The organism is Shewanella sp. YLB-07 (assembly GCF_009377275.1).
The window spans coordinates 109,519-125,250 of the sequence record NZ_VOQB01000014.1; the positions used below are offsets into that span (position 1 = coordinate 109,519).

The following is a 15,732-nucleotide window of genomic DNA, read 5'->3' on the forward strand; positions in this document are numbered from 1 at the left end:
AGCTATGACCGAATTAGTAAGAGAAGTATCAGAAAATGATCAGTTAAGAGCCGACATCTATCAGCTATTAGCCGCGCTGCTACGCAGCCAGCCGAGTGCAGAGTTATTGCAGTTTCTTGCCAACCTCGAGCTGGATGTCAATGACCCGAGTGAGATGACCAAGGCTTGGTCAGCGCTTAAGTTAGCCTCGAATCAATTCACCAGTGAACAGCTGGAAGAAGAATATTTCAATATCTTCTATGGTGTAGGTAGCGGTGAAATCATGCCTTATGCCAGCTGGTTTATGACAGGTTCTTTGATGGACAAGCCATTAGCCATGTTACGCCAGGACCTGCTGCAGCTAGGTTTCGAGCGCGAAGAGAACGTTAAAGAGCCGGAAGATCATGTTGCAGCGCTTTGTGAGGTGATGGGGGTTTTGTTACTTGAAGCACCAGGCTATCGCCAACTGGGTTTCTATCAACGCCATATCAGCAGCTGGATAGAGCGTTTTTGTACCTCGTTAGCGGTAACGCCAAGCGCGGCTTTCTATGCCACCGTGGCTCAGTTAGCTAAGTCATTCTTCGAAACCGAAGCCAATGAATTTGAGCAATTACAGCTGAATATCCCGGTGAACTGCCCCGGTTCTGAGGCTGAAACAGCCGCAGATGAAAAGCTTGAGCCTGCTAAGCGAGAGCTAGCCTCTTAAACGGCACGCTTAGGCAGCCTAATCATGACTGTCAGTTCGAATATGAAATCACCGGGCTGACATTCAAGAAAACTGAAGGTAAACCTTCAAAAAGAGTCGGGTCATTACAGATGACTCGATGTTAAACATCAAATGGAAACTCAGGAGAGACTATGAAGAAGCAAGCTTCCGACATAGGTCGTCGTCAACTGTTAAAAGCTTTAGCAGTTGGCAGCGCGGCTGGTGCAGTTGCAACTGTTAGTGGTCAAGCTCTTGCTGCATCACCAGCTGTAGCAACGACTACAGAGAAAAGTGACGGCTACCAAGAGACTGACCATGTTCGCAGTTATTACGCATCTTTGCGTACTAAGTAACAGTGGCTTTTTGATCTGATTAGTAAATATTTATATTAAATCAATAAGATTAGGAGTGTGTGATGCGACTAACTCGCAAAACAGACCAGGCAACAAGGGCTAGCAAGCCTGCCTTAGGTCTAAACCGTCGTCAGTTCCTTCAGTCTGCAGGTCTTGCAACTGGTGGTATTGCTGCGGCGTCTATGCTTGGCGCAGGTATGATGCGCAAAGCCGAAGCTAAAGAGGTGCCACATAATGCACCGACTGAAATAAAACGTACCATATGTTCTCACTGTTCTGTGGGCTGTGGTATCTATGCCGAAGTACAAAATGGGGTATGGACAGGCCAGGAGCCTGCATTCGATCATCCATTTAACGCTGGTGGTCACTGTGCAAAAGGTGCGGCACTACGTGAGCATGGCCACGGTGGGAAGCGTCTCAAGTATCCAATGAAACTGGAAGGCGGGAAGTGGAAGAAAATTTCTTGGGATCAAGCCATAGAAGAAGTGGGTGGTAAGGCATTAGAGATCCGCAAGGAATCTGGTCCCGATTCAGTATTCTTCATGGGTTCGGCTAAGTTCTCTAATGAACAAGCCTATATGTACCGCAAATTGGCAGCCATGTGGGGCACCAACAATGTCGATCACTCTGCACGAATTTGTCACTCTACCACTGTAGCCGGTGTTGCAAACACTTGGGGCTATGGTGCGCAAACCAACTCTTTCAACGATATTCGTAATGCAAAAGTGATGATGTTTATTGGGTCCAACCCATGTGAAGCGCATCCGGTTGCTATGCAGCACATCCTCGAAGGCAAAGAACGCGGTGCGAAAATCATCGTCGTTGACCCAAGATTTAGCCGAACTGCAGCTAAATCTGATGAATATGTACATATTCGTCCAGGTACCGATATCCCTTATATATATGGTCTGCTTTGGCATATCTTCAAGAATAAATGGGAAGATCAGACCTTTATCGACCAACGTGTATACGGTATGGAACGTATTCGTGAGGAAGCGGCTAAGTGGAACCCCGCAGAAGTCGAACTCGTTGCAGGTGTACCTGAAGTACAGATGCGCCGTGTGGCTAAGATGATGGCTACGACTAAGCCCGGTACCGTTGTCTGGTGTATGGGGGGGACTCAGCATCACATAGGTAATGCTAATACTCGTGCCTACTGTATCCTGCAACTAGCGCTTGGAAACATGGGTGTTGTTGGCGGCGGTACTAACATCTTCCGTGGTCACGATAACGTACAGGGCGCGACCGATTTCGGTTTGTTGTTCGATACACTGCCTGGCTATTATGGCCTTAAGACAGGTTCATGGAAGCACTGGTGTAACGTGTGGGACTTGGATTACGAGTGGGTTAAAGCCCGTTTCGACCAGAATGAATACTTAGGTCAAAAGCCGATGAATTCTACCGGTATCCCGTGTTCTCGCTGGCATGATGGTGTACTGGAAGACAAGACTAAGATCGCTCAGAAAGATAATATCCGTATGTCATTCTTCTGGGGGCAGTCGGTTAATACCGAAACCCGTGGTCGCGAAGTGCGTGAAGCACTGGATAAGATGGACACTGTTGTGGTCGTCGATCCGTTTCCAACGATGGCGGGTGTTATGCACAATCGTACCGATGGTGTGTATTTGCTTCCTGCATGTACTCAGTTTGAAACTTATGGTTCTGTTTCAGCCTCTAACCGTTCACTGCAGTGGCGTACAAAGGTTATCGAGCCCTTGTTCGAGTCTAAGCCAGATCATGTGATCATGTACAAATTGGCGAAGAAGTGGGGCATAGAGAAAGAATTCTGTAAGCATATTAAGGTCAATGGTGATGAGCCATTAATCGAAGACATGACCCGTGAATTCAACAAGGGTATGTGGACCATTGGTTACACAGGCCAAAGCCCTGAGCGTTTGAAGATGCACCAGGAAAACTGGGGTACTTTCGATATTAAATCCCTCGAAGCACCAGGTGGCCCGGCTAAAGGCGAGACCTATGGTCTACCTTGGCCATGTTGGGGCACGCCTGAGATGAAGCACCCAGGTTCACAGATCTTGTATCGCACAGGTCGTGAAGTGAAAGACGGTGGCGGTAACTTCCGAGCCCGTTACGGTGTTGAACACGACGGTAATAATATACTTGCCGAAGGTTCTTACTCTAAAGGCTCTGAAATCCAGGATGGTTACCCTGAGTTTACCGCTGATATGCTTAAGCAACTTGGTTGGTGGGATGACCTGACCGCTGAAGAAAAGCAACATGCTGAAGGTAAAAACTGGAAGACTGATATCTCCGGTGGTATCCAGCGTGTAGCCATTAAGCACGGTTGTATTCCTTACGGTAACGCCAAAGCCCGCTGTATCGTTTGGAACTTCCCCGATGATATTCCTCTGCACCGTGAGCCACTTTATACGCCGCGTCGTGATCTGGTAGCTAAGTACCCGACCTATGATGACCGTATGGTTGCCCGTCTTCCTACCTTGTATAAAACGATTCAGGATCAGGACTTCGCTAAAGACTTCCCAATAGCTCTGACCTCTGGTCGTTTAGTTGAATACGAAGGTGGTGGTGAAGAGACACGTTGTAACCCTTGGCTCGCCGAGCTTCAACAAGAGATGTTTATTGAGATCAGTCCGGCGGATGCAGCAGATCGCGGCCTTCGTGACGGTGATGATGTTTGGGTTCACAGTCCGGAAGGTGCCAAAATCAAGGTTAAGGCCATGGTAACGCCTCGTGTTATCGAAGGTGAGTGCTTTATGCCTTACCATTTCGCGGGTGTATTCGAAGGTGAGAGTCTAGAGAAGAATTACCCTGAAGGCACAGTGCCTTACATTGTGGGCGAGTCGGCTAATACCGTACTGACCTATGGCTATGACGTGGTTACTCAGATGCAAGAGACTAAGTCTAGCTTGTGTCAGATCACTAAAGCCTAATTGAACTTGATGAGGAGATAGCCAACATGGCAGTCATGAAATTTTTGTGTGACACCAAACGCTGCATCGAGTGTAACGGTTGCGTCACAGCTTGTAAGAACGAAAACGATTCCGCTCTCGAATGGGGAATTCAACGTCGCCGTGTAGTGACAATTAACGATGGTGAGCCGGGTGAAGCGTCGATCTCAGTGGCATGTATGCACTGTACCGACGCGCCTTGTCAGGCAGTCTGTCCGGCCGATTGTTTCTACCGCACCGAAGACGGCATAGTGCTGCACAACAAGGATACTTGTATCGGTTGTGGCTACTGCTTGTATGCCTGTCCATTTGGGGCGCCTCAGTTCCCTAAAAAGACGGCATTTGGTAGTCGTGGCAAGATGGATAAGTGTACCTTCTGTGCTGGTGGTCCGGAAGAGACTCATTCAGATGCAGAGCGTCAGAAGTACGGTGCTAACCGTATCGCCGAAGGTAAGTTGCCTATGTGTGCCGAACTTTGTTCGACCAAGGCCTTACTTGCCGGTGATGCTGAGATAGTATCCAGTATCTTTAGAGAGCGTACCGCGGCACGTGGTAATCCAGATGCAATCTGGGGTTACACACCTCAGACCGGTGCATAGGGCAATTAGGACCCATCGGGCTATGAGTGATTTTCGCAGCCCGATTATAAGTCCGATAAAGGAGTGACTATGAATTTTAAATCACTACCAAGCCTGTTTGCTCTGGTGCTAACTGCTGACTTGGTTTTTAAATCACTAGGCAGGTTGTTTTCTGTGCTGGTTTTGCCTTTGGTATTAACGAGTGTGCTAGCGACTGGCTTAGGTATGAGCGCGACAGCATTTGCAGCCGACGGTCAAACCAGTCAGCAGATAGCTACAGCTAAAACCAGCGATGCAGATCTATGGCGTGCTGTTAAAGCTGGTGATTCAGGTTATACAACGGCCCAGGGTGTCGAAGCGAATGTGTTAATTAATATCGCCGGCAATCAAGGGAAAGATATTAAGAATAATTATCTTACCCCTGCGATGGCCTTCGCTGTATTAGGCGTATTTTCAGCCTTCCTGGTATTTTATTTTGTTAATGGACCTTCTAAGTTAAGTAAAGGGTTCTCTGGCAAGATGGTACTGCGTTGGACTAAGGCTGATTTGTGGATCCACTGGGTGTTAGCCCTATCTTGTTTGGGGCTGATTTTTACCGGTCTCACCATAATGTTGGGTAAACATGTTCTGCAGCCTTATGTGGCAGAAGGAATATGGGCGGCAATGATCTATGTCAGTAAGACTATCCATGATTATGTGGGTCCGATATTTATGGCAGCTTGGGTCTTGTGCGTCGTAAAATGGATGCCGATGCAGACATTTAAGATGTACGACCTTAAATGGTTTCTCGTGGTTGGTGGTTACATCAACTTTGGACCATTCAAGGGTAAGCACCCTGACAGTGGCTTTGCTAACGCCGGTGAGAAGATGTGGTTCTGGACGCTAACTGTGTTCGGTTTGTTCATCTGTGTTTCCGGCATCATGTTAGTCCTGCCTGGTCTTGAGTTACCACGTGAAGCCTCAATGGCGGCACTACTCATCCACGCTATCAGCGCGATCATCATTATCGCCTTTACTATCGTGCATATTTGGATGGCGACGGTATTGAGTGAAGGTGGCATGGAGTGTATGAAGTCAGGTTACTGTGATGAGAACTGGGCAGTGCAGCATCATAATCTTTGGTACGACGAGATCAAAGAGAATGGTAGTTTAGAATATAAAGATTAAGGTCAAAGATCCTAGGAACTAGAACCTAGGCCCTAGGAACTTAATAAAAAGCCCCAGTCGATTTAGTTCGCTGGGGCTTTTTTCATATGGATGTGATTATCCCCGGACTATATGGATGTAGTTGGAGGGGAGTTTCATATGGATGTGATTATCCCCGGACTATATGGATGTAGTTGGAGGGGAGTTTCATATGGATGTGGATTATTCTCGAACTATAAGGTCGTAGTAGAAGGGGAGTTTTATATCTAAATCTTGAGTGTGATGCTGACGCATCAATGAGAACGAATGATGAGCCTATCTGTCTCGCGACTCGAAGCTTTCTTTGTTGTGTCTTGAGCTCGATACTATAAGGAACCTAGGCTCTAGGTACTTTAGATAAAGTCAGTTGTTGCCCTTTCTCGATTGCAGTTTCAAGATAATTCTTTAGTAACGGAAAGCAAAACTCTCTAAACCATTTGTGTTCAGGATCGTTTTGATACTTGGCATGCCAGAGTAAATAATATGGGTGTGTTTCTAATTTAAAGGGGAGTGGCTTCACTTTTAAATCAAAGATATTGCAATACTCAGCAATGATATGTCGGGGCACTGTGATGATGGCTTCTGTTGTATCAATGACTTTAAAGGCATCGAAAAATGAGGGGACATTTGCTAATACTTTTCTTTCATATCCAGTAGGCTGCATAACTTTATCAACTTGCTTGGTGATATTGGTAATACTGCGCACTAGCACATGTTTAGATCTCACATAGCTTTCGAGCGTAAGAGGCTCATTTGCAAGCGTACAGCTCTTTGACATGACAGCTACATACGAGTCTTCAATCAATTTCTTCCCATAGATATTCTCAGGAATTGTATCTGCAATTGAAGCAACTAAGTCTACCTTTTTCATTTCGTCATCGGAGAGACTCTGTCCTTGCCATAATTGGCAGTCAATACTTAGGTCTGGTGAGACCTTCTCTAGCTCAGAGCAAATTAGAGCACTCGTTATTGATGATAAGAAAGAGGTATAGGCTAAATGAAAGCGTCGTTTACAGCTTGCTGGATTAAATGTCTCAGTTAAGTAAAGGGAGTCAAGCGTGGTGAGTATACCTGGGAGCTCGATGAGCAGTTCTTCCCCCCTTTGTGTCAATATAAAATTCTGACCCTCACGAATTAATATGGGATCATCGAATGCCTCTCTAATTTGTAACAGGCTCCTGCTCATTGCAGACTGTGTAACGTTCAGCTGATGGGCTGATAAGGTTAAATTTCGCGTCTGTAATAATGATAATAGCGGTCGAAGTAACTTGTAGTTATTCATTATATCTTCTCAGAGCCATATTAAGGATTGGCTTTATAGTGTTTTTAGCATCCATACATCACACGCGTTATGTACTGTTCCGCTCAAAGATTCACTTAAATGCTCAAAACCTAGTTTTTCATAAAGACGAATCGCTGAATCCATATTAGACAGGGTATCTAAATAACATTGTTGATACCCTTGCTGCTTGGCGTACTCTAAACACTTTATCGTTAGGCTTTTTCCTAAACCATGTCCACGGCTTTCTTTTAATAGAAATAGTTTTTTTAGTTCGCAAATGTCACTGCTCTTGTTAAAGGGGGCAACACCACAGCCTCCAACTACTTTTCCATTTAATTTTGCGACCAAATAGAGGCTATTGATATTGCTATAATGCTGACTCATATTTTCTACTTCAGCATCTGAGGGGCCATAGCCTTCCCCCACAGCTCCGTACTCCTCACCAACTCTCTTGATTATTGCGCATACAAGACTATCAACTTCTGGTGTTACTTCTACTATTTTTAAAGACATTATACACCTCTCTATATGTGGTTATATCTAACTGTACTTGCAACTAAGTTACAGATGTCCTTCGCGCCACTTTTTGATCATCTCTTCAGAAACGAGCATTCTTTCTATCCGTAACCTGAGCTTTTTCTTCTCTAGGCTGGGGTCTTGCTGTTTAGTCTTCATTTCCTGTGTATTACCGAGTTGATGAGTGACACTTTGGATTCTGGTTGTAGCAAAAGAAACCAAGGCTGCGGTTATTAATAATGCCAGCGATAGTGTTTTAATTTGTGCCACCTTTATTCGTTTTACTCTACTTTGACTTCACTATAAGGCGTAACCAACCATGACATATAATCAATATATATCATGGTTGGTATGATTTTAAGTCATGAGCAGGTAGTTGTGGATAATCATAAATGGAGGTTATGTTTATGGCTTTGTTAGCGCTTTCTTGAATCACTTTTCTATAGTTAGATACTCGTCACTTTTTTACTGTGCTAAGAATATGTTGTACCTTGTTTAAAGCCGAAATAAAAACCATTCCTAATTGCCTTTTTCCTTAAGTATCAGCCTATTAGTTGTACATGTCAGTAACAAGTTTAGCTCGGTCATTGCCATAGGTTTACGTCGTAAAATTAAAATAAATTCCAAAACATGATTGGGTTAACACTTTAGAAAACGGGTGGACTTAATAGCGATCCTTATCCGTTTCAGATCAATATTCTCTCGGTAAAACTTGCTTATATTTCCTGTGCAATTTGTTGAATGCTTTTTTAAAATAAAAAATCGTGTTGAGAAAGACCATTTAGCTAACAAGTGGTTAACATTCGCTCGACATTAAATATGTGGATAAGCATTCTTAATATTTAACGATTCCTTCCCAGGAGTAAAAATGAAGAAGCAACAGCCTGATCTGAACCGAAGATCTTTGCTGAAAGCACTCACTATAGGTGGTACGGCGACGGTCGCCCTTGCCGCTACAGGTATAAGTGCCGCTCAAGCAACAGAGAGTAATCTAGGCACGAAAAGTGCGAATGGCTATCATGAAACTACGCACATCCGTAGTTATTACAATAGCTTGAGAAGCTAATTAGGAGAGTTTTAGATATGCAGTTAACTCGCAAATCTAACGAGGCACCTAAAGTCGAGAAGAAGACTCTAGGCATTAGCCGTCGTCAGTTTATGAAGCATGCAGGTATCACCTCTGGTGGTATTGCAGCGGCTTCACTCTTGGGCACTGGCATGATGCGTCGTGCAGAAGCCAAAGATGTCCCACATGATGCACCAATCGAGATCAAGCGCACCGTATGTAGTGCTTGTGCGGTAGGTTGTGGTCTATATGCTGAAGTTCAAAATGGTGTCTGGACAGGTCAAGAACCTGCGTTTGATCACCCATTCAACGCCGGTGGCCATTGTGCTAAAGGTGCTGCGCTGCGTGAACATGGTCATGGTGAAAAGCGTCTTAAATATCCGATGAAACTTGTGGATGGCAAGTGGAAGAAACTATCTTGGGAGCAAGCTTTTAATGAAGTTGGCGATAAGATGCTGGATATTCGTAAAGAGTCCGGTCCTGATTCACTTTATTTCATGGGTAGCGCTAAGTTCTCTAATGAAGGCTGCTACATGTACCGTAAATTTGCGGCTATGTGGGGCACCAACAACGTCGATCACTCGGCTCGAATCTGTCACTCTACCACGGTAGCCGGTGTTGCAAACACTTGGGGCTACGGTGCGCAAACTAACTCTTTCAACGACATTCAGAATGCCAACGCAATCTTCTTCATTGGGGCTAACCCGGCTGAAGCGCATCCCGTTGCCATGCAGCATATCCTGATCGCGAAAGAGAAGAACAACGCTAAAATTATTGTTGTCGATCCACGTTTCTCACGTACTGCGGCTCACTCTGATCTGCACTGTGCACTTCGTCCTGGTACCGATATTCCATTCATCTACGGTATGCTTTGGCATATCTTCGAAAATGGCTGGGAAGATAAGACCTTTATCAAAGAGCGTGTTTTCGAGATGGAAACGATTCGCAAAGAAGCGAAGAAGTTCCCACCTAAAGAAGTTGAACACGTCACTGGTGTAAGCGAAGCAGACGTTTATCAAGCGGCTAAGCTAATGGCTGATAACCGTCCTGGTACCGTTGTCTGGTGTATGGGTGGTACTCAGCATCACGTTGGTAATGCTAACACTCGTGCCTACTGTATCCTGCAACTTGCCCTAGGTAATATGGGCGTTAAGGGTGGCGGTACTAACATCTTCCGTGGTCACGATAACGTACAGGGTGCGACCGATTTAGGTCTATTGTTCGATACGCTGCCTGGTTACTACGGTCTTAAGACGGGCTCATGGAAGCACTGGTCTCATGTATGGGATCTTGAGTTCGATTGGGTTAAGTCTCGTTTCGATCAAAATGAGTACTTGGGCCGCGTGCCGATGAATACTCCGGGTATTCCATGTTCTCGCTGGCATGACGGTGTCCTCGAGACGCCTGAAGCATTAGCGCAGAAAGACCGTATTCGCATGGCCTTCTTCTGGGGGCAATCGGTTAACACTGAGACCCGTCAGCGTGATGTGCGTGATGCATTGGATAAGATGGACACTGTTGTCGTCGTGGATCCGTTCCCGACTATGGCTGGTGTTATGCATCGTCGTAAGAATGGCGTTTACCTGCTACCTGCTTGTACTCAGTTTGAGACTGAAGGTTCAGTGTCTAACTCGGGTCGTAGCCAACAGTGGCGTGAAAAAGTTATAGATCCCTTGTTTGAGTCTAAGACCGATCTTGAGATCATGTATCGCCTGTCTCAGAAGCTAGGCTTCGCCGAACAGTTCACTAAACGTATCGCCAAAGATGCCAATGATGTTTTGGTTATCGAAGACATTACTCGCGAAATTAACCGCGGTATGTGGACTATCGGTATGTCAGGTCAGAGCCCTGAGCGTTTGAAGATGCACACCCAAAACTGGGGTACATTTAGCAACAAGACACTTGAAGCGGTTGGCGGACCGGCTAAGGGTGATACTTACGGTCTACCTTGGCCATGTTGGGGCACACCAGAGCAGAAGCACCCAGGTACTCAGATTCTTTATAACACACACAAGCATGTGCTCGATGGTGGCGGTAACTTCCGTGCCCGTTTTGGTGTTGAGTACAAGGGTAAGAACCTACTTGCCGAAGGCAGTTTCTCTAAAGGTTCTGAGCTCACCGATGGTTACCCGGAGTTTACCTCTCAGATGCTTAAGCAGTTGGGTTGGTGGGATGATCTAACGGCGACCGAGAAAGCCGAAGCCGATGGCAAAAACTGGAAAACAGATATTTCCGGTGGCATCCAACGTGTGGCCATGAAGCATGGGTGTATTCCTTACGGTAACGCGAAGGCGCGTTGTATCGTATGGACCTTCCCTGATCAGGCGCCAGTTCACCGTGAGCCGCTTTATACGCCGCGTCGTGATCTTGTGTCTAAGTACCCCACTTATGATGATATGCAGGTTCATCGTCTACCGACTCTGTATAAATCTATCCAAGAGAAAGATACTGCGGCTAAGTACCCACTAGCATTGACCTCTGGTCGTCTGGTTGAGTATGAAGGCGGTGGTGAAGAGTCTCGTTCTAACCCATGGCTTGCCGAGCTTCAGCAGCAGATGTTTGTTGAGATAAGTCCTGCCGACGCTGCCGATCGTGGCATTCGCAACGGTGATACTGTCTGGTTAGAGGGTGCCGAGGGTGGTCGCATTAAGATCCAAGCTATGGTTACGCCTCGCGTTAAGCCGGGTGTGACTTGGATGCCTTACCACTTCGCGGGTGAGATGCACGGTGAAAGCCTGGCAGCTAACTACCCGGAAGGAACGGTTCCTTATGTTATTGGTGAGTCTGCGAACACTGCACTGACTTATGGTTATGACCCTGTGACTCAGATGCAGGAAACCAAGGCATCGCTTTGCCAGATTGTGAAAGCGTAAGCTAGGAGAATTGCCATTATGGCTACAATGAAATTTTTGTGTGATACCAAGCGCTGCATCGAGTGTAACGGTTGTGTCACAGCTTGTAAGAACGAAAACGACTCGGCTCTAGAATGGGGTATTCAACGTCGACGCGTTGTTACTATCAATGATGGTATGCCAGGTGAAGCCTCTATCTCGGTAGCATGTATGCATTGTACAGATGCACCTTGTATGGCAGTTTGCCCGGCAAACTGTTTCTACCAGACTGAAGATGGTTTAACGCTGCACAACAAGGATACTTGTATCGGTTGTGGTTACTGCCTCTATGCTTGTCCGTTCGGTGCACCTCAGTTCCCTAAGAAGGGCGCCTTTGGTACTCGTGGCAAGATGGATAAGTGTACTTTCTGTGCCGGTGGTCCTGAAGAGAACCATTCAGATGCAGAGCGTCAGAAGTACGGCTCAAACCGTATCGCTGAAGGCAAGCTACCTATGTGTGCCGAGCTATGTGCGACTAAGTCGTTACTGGCGGGTGATGCTGAGATTATCTCATCTATCTTCCGTGAGCGTGTTGCATACCGTGGCTCTAAAAATGCAATCTGGGGTTAATAGATCTGCTGTGCATTTCTAAGGATGTAATATGAACAAATTGTTCAAACAGATAGGCTTAAGCTTGGTACTTATGTTTAGTGCTATCGGTTTAGCTCAAGCTGGTTCTTCACCGGCAGCTCAGCAGGCTGTTGCGACAGAGGGCCAGATTTGGTCTCAATTGAAGGCTGGGGTAACCGGTGAGACAACCTCACAGGGTCAGTTTCACAATCAAGCTATCAATACCTATGATCTGCGCGTGTTAGAGTTACGTAGTGATTTGCTTGCGCCAGCTTTGATGGCAGCGCTATTTGGCATGATCATCGTTTTTATCTTGTTTATCAAGGTGAACGGCATCTCTAAGCTTCACGGTGGATTCTCTGGTAAGTTGGTTTACCGCTGGTCTAAATTTGATGTATCCATTCATTGGCTTGGCGCTATTCCATGTCTGCTACTGATTTTGACGGGTCTGTCGTTACTGGCGGGTCGTTTCTTCTTCCAACCTTATATGCCTGAGAGTCTGTGGTCTGGTTTTGTCTATGCTGCCAAGCAGATACATGACTTTATGGCGATTCCTTTCATGTTAGGTTGGGCCTTGATGGTCACATTATGGGCCAAGAATCAGCTGCCTAAGATGTATGACATCAAGTGGATGCTGGTAGTGGGTGGGTATATCAACTTCGGTCCATTCAAGGGTAAGCACCCGGATGCTGGCTTTGCTAATGCCGGTGAGAAGCTGTGGTTCTGGGCTTTTGCTTTATTTGGACTGCTGATCTCGGCTTCAGGTATGTTAATGCTATTCCCGAACTTGTTCGAGCCTAGCCGTAACCTGAGTCTGATTGCATTGGTACTGCACTCGGTCAGCGCCATCATTATCACGGCTTTCTCTATCGTACATATCTTTATGGCTACCGTTATGTCTGAAGGTGGTATGGAGTGTATGAAGTCCGGCTATTGTGACGAGACCTGGGCGACACAGCACCATAATCTTTGGTTCGATGAGATTAAAGAAAATGGCACGCTGAAATATAAGGATTAAGCTTTAGCTAAGAGACGCGAGTTTCGAGCTACGAGTTCCTAGGCTCTAGGTCCTTATTAAAAACACTCCGTCAGGTAACTGGTGGGGTGTTTTTTATGTGTGCTGGTAAGCTGCGAGCGTGAGTGTAACTGACAGACTGATAACTGCTGGCGCTTTATTGAGTAAGGGCTAAAACATGACTGGCTTAACAAAACCCAACTGATTGTATCCCTTGCTTCGATAACTTATAGCCAGTTCACATTTTACCTATAACTTAAGTGGTACTTTTGTGCGATTAACATAGCATGCGTGCCTCTTTTTCGCCTCGATTCATCACGGACCTTGTTCTTTGAGACCGAGCAGTTAGGAATTTTATGTCTTCAATTATTCAGCCAAGTCATAGTGAAATTATTAAGCCTTACCAGGCCGATATTACCGTCCCCAATTGGATGCTCGGCGCTATGGAGCGAGTGATGCAGTTCTATGTGGATAAAAACCTGAGACTCGATACTCATTCTGCCGACATGATGCCAGCTCCGATAGAGGGCAAGAAATATATGCTCTATGCCCATATCCCTTTCTGTCATACGCTCTGCTCATTTTGTACCTTCCATCGTTTCCTGTTTAAGGAAGACAAGGCTCGCGCTTACTTTATCTCCCTACGTAAAGAGATGGATATGGTTAAGGCGCTTGGTTATGACTTCGAGTCCATGTATATCGGTGGCGGCACGACAACTGTGCTGGAAGACGAGCTCGCCCGTACTATCGAACATGCTAAGAAGCTGTTTCCGAGTATCAAGGAGGTCTCTTGTGAGTCTGATCCTCAGCATTTAGATAGCCCTGGCTTTAAGCAATTAGAGGGGCTGGTGGATCGTATGTCCATTGGGGTGCAGAGTTTTAACGATGACATTCTTACAATGACGGACCGCATCGAGAAGTTTGGCTCGGGTCAGCAGACGTTCGATAAGATCATGGCGGCTAAAGAGCTGTTCCCGATCATTAACGTTGATTTGATCTTCGGTTTTCGTGGGCAAACAGATGAGATTATCCAGCATGATCTGGATATGGCCGCTAAATTAGACCCACGTCAGATAACCACCTATCCTTTGATGATCACTCATCAGACTCGCAAGAGTGTGAAAGGTAAACTAGCTGCATCTCAGGGAGATATGGCACGTCAATATCGTCAGATCTTAAATAGTCTAAATGGACAATATACTCAGCTCTCTTCATGGGCCTTCGGTAAGGCTAACGACGAAGGTTTCGATGAATATGTCATAGATTATGACGAGTACTTAGGTGTTGGCTCAGGATCGTTTAGTTTCTTAGATGATACCTTGTATGTGAATAACTTCTCATTGCGTAAATATCATGAAAATATTGCCGCTGGGCGCATGGGCGTCGAGCAGCAAAAGAACTACAGTAAGAAAGATGTGATGCAATATCGCTTCTTATTAGGCATGTTCTCGGGCCGCTTATCCCGTAAATATTTCCGTGAGACTTTTGGGGTAAACCTTGATACCGCGCTGTTTAAAGAGATGACCTCAATGAAAATGATAGGTGCAATCAAGAATGATCTAAGTGATCCGGATAATTTGATCGTTACGGATAACGGCAAGATGATGGGCCTCTTGATGATGAAAGAGTTCTATTCGGGGATGGATAATGTGCGCGCTCAGCTGCGTAAGCCGCTCAAGGCATGTGATATGTAATTTGTGCCACATGAAAATGCATCAAAGGTTGAAGTTTTACTTCAGCCATTTTTGTTTCTAGAACCGTTTCTAGGGCGATAGCGATATAGGTTATTAGCAAACCTGCAATTTGTTAAGGGATTTAAATGAGTGTAGCCCAGAGGCTTTAAATTTTGGCAAGTGTTTTGACCTGCTCTTCAAGATGTACTATCTCTAAGCGGATCTGTTTGATGAAAGGATCATCATATTGGAGACGGTCGAATTCTTTGAGGCAGGCACGATAGCGTCTGAGTTTATTTTCCGGGGTACCGACAAGATCTAAGATCTCTTCAAAATTAATTATTGATTCCATTCAACAATCCTAAAATTCCATCCATGGTCTGAGCCTATTTTACGAAAATACTTCTTTGGTAAATGATGAATTATGTAACCACTATCCTGTAACATAGATGAAACATGTATTATTATTTAGATAAAACAATCTATTGGCGCTATATTTTGTTTTTTTCACCCTGATTGCTTACCTATATCTGACACGGGATTGAGAGATCTCTTACATTGAGATTAGCGAATCAAAGTCATTAATAATATATATGTTAATGATTGGTATTAGTCCGTGAAAAGCGCTGGGAATGGTTGAAAATATTTTAGTTTCAGGTAGTTTGGCATGTACTAATAATGGCATTTAATAAGGACATTTAGATGATTGTGCGTATCGGGGAGTTTCAGGCTGCCGCAGGAAAGAGCGAAGAGTTATACCACTTTTTACAATTGCTTAGCTCATATATAATCCAGTCGAAGGGATGCGTTTCATATGATGTACTTCGTAAACAGGATAGCCCGGAATCCTTTGCCGTCATCGAACGTTGGCTAAGTGTAGAAGCCCATCAGGCTTCAGTCGATAATTTTCCTAAAGATCAGATGCAGGCTGCGATGCCACTCTTTGGTGAGGCTCCTAAGGGGAGTTATTACCAGTCATGATTAATCT

General features: G+C 45.4%; 15 protein-coding genes. 11 read left to right on the plus strand and 4 right to left on the minus strand.

The features are described from left to right. Positions 1-4 precede the first annotated feature (4 nt). The 5 genes from FS373_RS24915 (at position 5) to FS373_RS24935 (ending at position 5,713) form a co-directional block, all read left to right on the plus strand. Positions 5-685 carry a TorD/DmsD family molecular chaperone gene (locus FS373_RS24915; protein ID WP_144048599.1) on the plus strand — a complete coding sequence of 227 codons (681 nt, stop codon included), beginning with the start codon at positions 5-7 and terminating at the stop codon, positions 683-685. Between the two features lie 152 nt (positions 686-837). After that, a complete protein-coding gene (locus FS373_RS24920) occupies positions 838-1,038 on the plus strand; it encodes a twin-arginine translocation signal domain-containing protein (RefSeq protein WP_144048598.1) in 201 nt (66 codons plus the stop codon). Between the two features lie 62 nt (positions 1,039-1,100). After that, complete coding sequence (locus FS373_RS24925; protein ID WP_152830838.1) at positions 1,101-3,950, plus strand: formate dehydrogenase subunit alpha; 2,850 nt, start codon at positions 1,101-1,103, stop codon at positions 3,948-3,950. A 26-nt stretch (positions 3,951-3,976) separates the two neighbouring features. Further along, positions 3,977-4,567, plus strand: coding sequence for a formate dehydrogenase FDH3 subunit beta (gene fdh3B, locus FS373_RS24930; protein WP_144048597.1), 591 nt, complete (start codon positions 3,977-3,979; stop codon positions 4,565-4,567). Positions 4,568-4,636: 69 nt separating this feature from the next. Next, on the plus strand, positions 4,637-5,713 hold the full coding sequence (locus FS373_RS24935) for a formate dehydrogenase subunit gamma (protein ID WP_144048596.1): 1,077 nt from the start codon (positions 4,637-4,639) through the stop codon (positions 5,711-5,713). 355 nt (positions 5,714-6,068) lie between these two features. Here FS373_RS24935 and FS373_RS24940 read toward each other — a convergent pair whose 3' ends face one another. The 3 genes from FS373_RS24940 to FS373_RS24950 are packed head-to-tail and all read right to left on the minus strand — an operon-like array spanning position 6,069 to position 7,799. Further along, positions 6,069-7,013, minus strand: coding sequence for a LysR family transcriptional regulator (locus FS373_RS24940; RefSeq protein ID WP_152830839.1), 945 nt, complete (start codon positions 7,011-7,013; stop codon positions 6,069-6,071). A gap of 33 nt (positions 7,014-7,046) precedes the next feature. Beyond that, positions 7,047-7,526 carry a GNAT family N-acetyltransferase gene (locus FS373_RS24945; protein ID WP_144048594.1) on the minus strand — a complete coding sequence of 160 codons (480 nt, stop codon included), beginning with the start codon at positions 7,524-7,526 and terminating at the stop codon, positions 7,047-7,049. A gap of 48 nt (positions 7,527-7,574) precedes the next feature. Next, complete coding sequence (locus FS373_RS24950; RefSeq protein ID WP_152830840.1) at positions 7,575-7,799, minus strand: hypothetical protein; 225 nt, start codon at positions 7,797-7,799, stop codon at positions 7,575-7,577. 598 nt (positions 7,800-8,397) lie between these two features. Here FS373_RS24950 and FS373_RS24955 point away from each other — a divergent pair. The 5 genes from FS373_RS24955 to FS373_RS24975 all read left to right on the plus strand — a co-directional run bounded on the left by FS373_RS24955 (position 8,398) and on the right by FS373_RS24975 (position 14,765). Further along, positions 8,398-8,595: a formate dehydrogenase gene (locus FS373_RS24955; protein WP_144048592.1), complete on the plus strand. Its 198-nt coding sequence runs from the start codon at positions 8,398-8,400 to the stop codon at positions 8,593-8,595. A gap of 17 nt (positions 8,596-8,612) precedes the next feature. Further along, positions 8,613-11,468: a formate dehydrogenase subunit alpha gene (locus FS373_RS24960; RefSeq protein WP_144048591.1), complete on the plus strand. Its 2,856-nt coding sequence runs from the start codon at positions 8,613-8,615 to the stop codon at positions 11,466-11,468. Positions 11,469-11,486: 18 nt separating this feature from the next. Further along, positions 11,487-12,056 (plus strand): formate dehydrogenase FDH3 subunit beta, encoded by a 570-nt coding sequence (gene fdh3B, locus FS373_RS24965; protein WP_144048590.1) that lies wholly within the window; start codon positions 11,487-11,489, stop codon positions 12,054-12,056. 31 nt (positions 12,057-12,087) lie between these two features. After that, positions 12,088-13,074: a formate dehydrogenase subunit gamma gene (locus FS373_RS24970; RefSeq protein ID WP_144048589.1), complete on the plus strand. Its 987-nt coding sequence runs from the start codon at positions 12,088-12,090 to the stop codon at positions 13,072-13,074. A 353-nt stretch (positions 13,075-13,427) separates the two neighbouring features. Then, positions 13,428-14,765 carry a coproporphyrinogen III oxidase family protein gene (locus FS373_RS24975; protein WP_144048588.1) on the plus strand — a complete coding sequence of 446 codons (1,338 nt, stop codon included), beginning with the start codon at positions 13,428-13,430 and terminating at the stop codon, positions 14,763-14,765. Between the two features lie 145 nt (positions 14,766-14,910). Here the strand turns inward: FS373_RS24975 and FS373_RS24980 are convergent, their stop codons facing one another. Then, positions 14,911-15,096, minus strand: coding sequence for a hypothetical protein (locus FS373_RS24980; protein ID WP_144048587.1), 186 nt, complete (start codon positions 15,094-15,096; stop codon positions 14,911-14,913). A gap of 350 nt (positions 15,097-15,446) precedes the next feature. Here FS373_RS24980 and FS373_RS24985 point away from each other — a divergent pair, with 350 nt between their 5' ends. Further along, on the plus strand, positions 15,447-15,725 hold the full coding sequence (locus FS373_RS24985; protein ID WP_144048586.1) for a putative quinol monooxygenase: 279 nt from the start codon (positions 15,447-15,449) through the stop codon (positions 15,723-15,725). Positions 15,726-15,732: the final 7 nt, after the last annotated feature.

What these genes read in the sequence shown, in the direction of transcription:
- FS373_RS24915 (WP_144048599.1), top strand. Translation starts at nt 5, where the DNA reads ATGACCGAATTAGTAAGAGAAGTATCAGAAAATGATCAGTTAAGAGCC.
- FS373_RS24920 (WP_144048598.1), top strand. Translation starts at nt 838, where the DNA reads ATGAAGAAGCAAGCTTCCGACATAGGTCGTCGTCAACTGTTAAAAGCT.
- FS373_RS24925 (WP_152830838.1), top strand. Translation starts at nt 1,101, where the DNA reads ATGCGACTAACTCGCAAAACAGACCAGGCAACAAGGGCTAGCAAGCCT.
- fdh3B (WP_144048597.1), top strand. Translation starts at nt 3,977, where the DNA reads ATGGCAGTCATGAAATTTTTGTGTGACACCAAACGCTGCATCGAGTGT.
- FS373_RS24935 (WP_144048596.1), top strand. Translation starts at nt 4,637, where the DNA reads ATGAATTTTAAATCACTACCAAGCCTGTTTGCTCTGGTGCTAACTGCT.
- FS373_RS24940 (WP_152830839.1), bottom strand. Translation starts at nt 7,013, where the DNA reads ATGAATAACTACAAGTTACTTCGACCGCTATTATCATTATTACAGACG.
- FS373_RS24945 (WP_144048594.1), bottom strand. Translation starts at nt 7,526, where the DNA reads ATGTCTTTAAAAATAGTAGAAGTAACACCAGAAGTTGATAGTCTTGTA.
- FS373_RS24955 (WP_144048592.1), top strand. Translation starts at nt 8,398, where the DNA reads ATGAAGAAGCAACAGCCTGATCTGAACCGAAGATCTTTGCTGAAAGCA.
- FS373_RS24960 (WP_144048591.1), top strand. Translation starts at nt 8,613, where the DNA reads ATGCAGTTAACTCGCAAATCTAACGAGGCACCTAAAGTCGAGAAGAAG.
- fdh3B (WP_144048590.1), top strand. Translation starts at nt 11,487, where the DNA reads ATGGCTACAATGAAATTTTTGTGTGATACCAAGCGCTGCATCGAGTGT.
- FS373_RS24970 (WP_144048589.1), top strand. Translation starts at nt 12,088, where the DNA reads ATGAACAAATTGTTCAAACAGATAGGCTTAAGCTTGGTACTTATGTTT.
- FS373_RS24975 (WP_144048588.1), top strand. Translation starts at nt 13,428, where the DNA reads ATGTCTTCAATTATTCAGCCAAGTCATAGTGAAATTATTAAGCCTTAC.
- FS373_RS24980 (WP_144048587.1), bottom strand. Translation starts at nt 15,096, where the DNA reads ATGGAATCAATAATTAATTTTGAAGAGATCTTAGATCTTGTCGGTACC.
- FS373_RS24985 (WP_144048586.1), top strand. Translation starts at nt 15,447, where the DNA reads ATGATTGTGCGTATCGGGGAGTTTCAGGCTGCCGCAGGAAAGAGCGAA.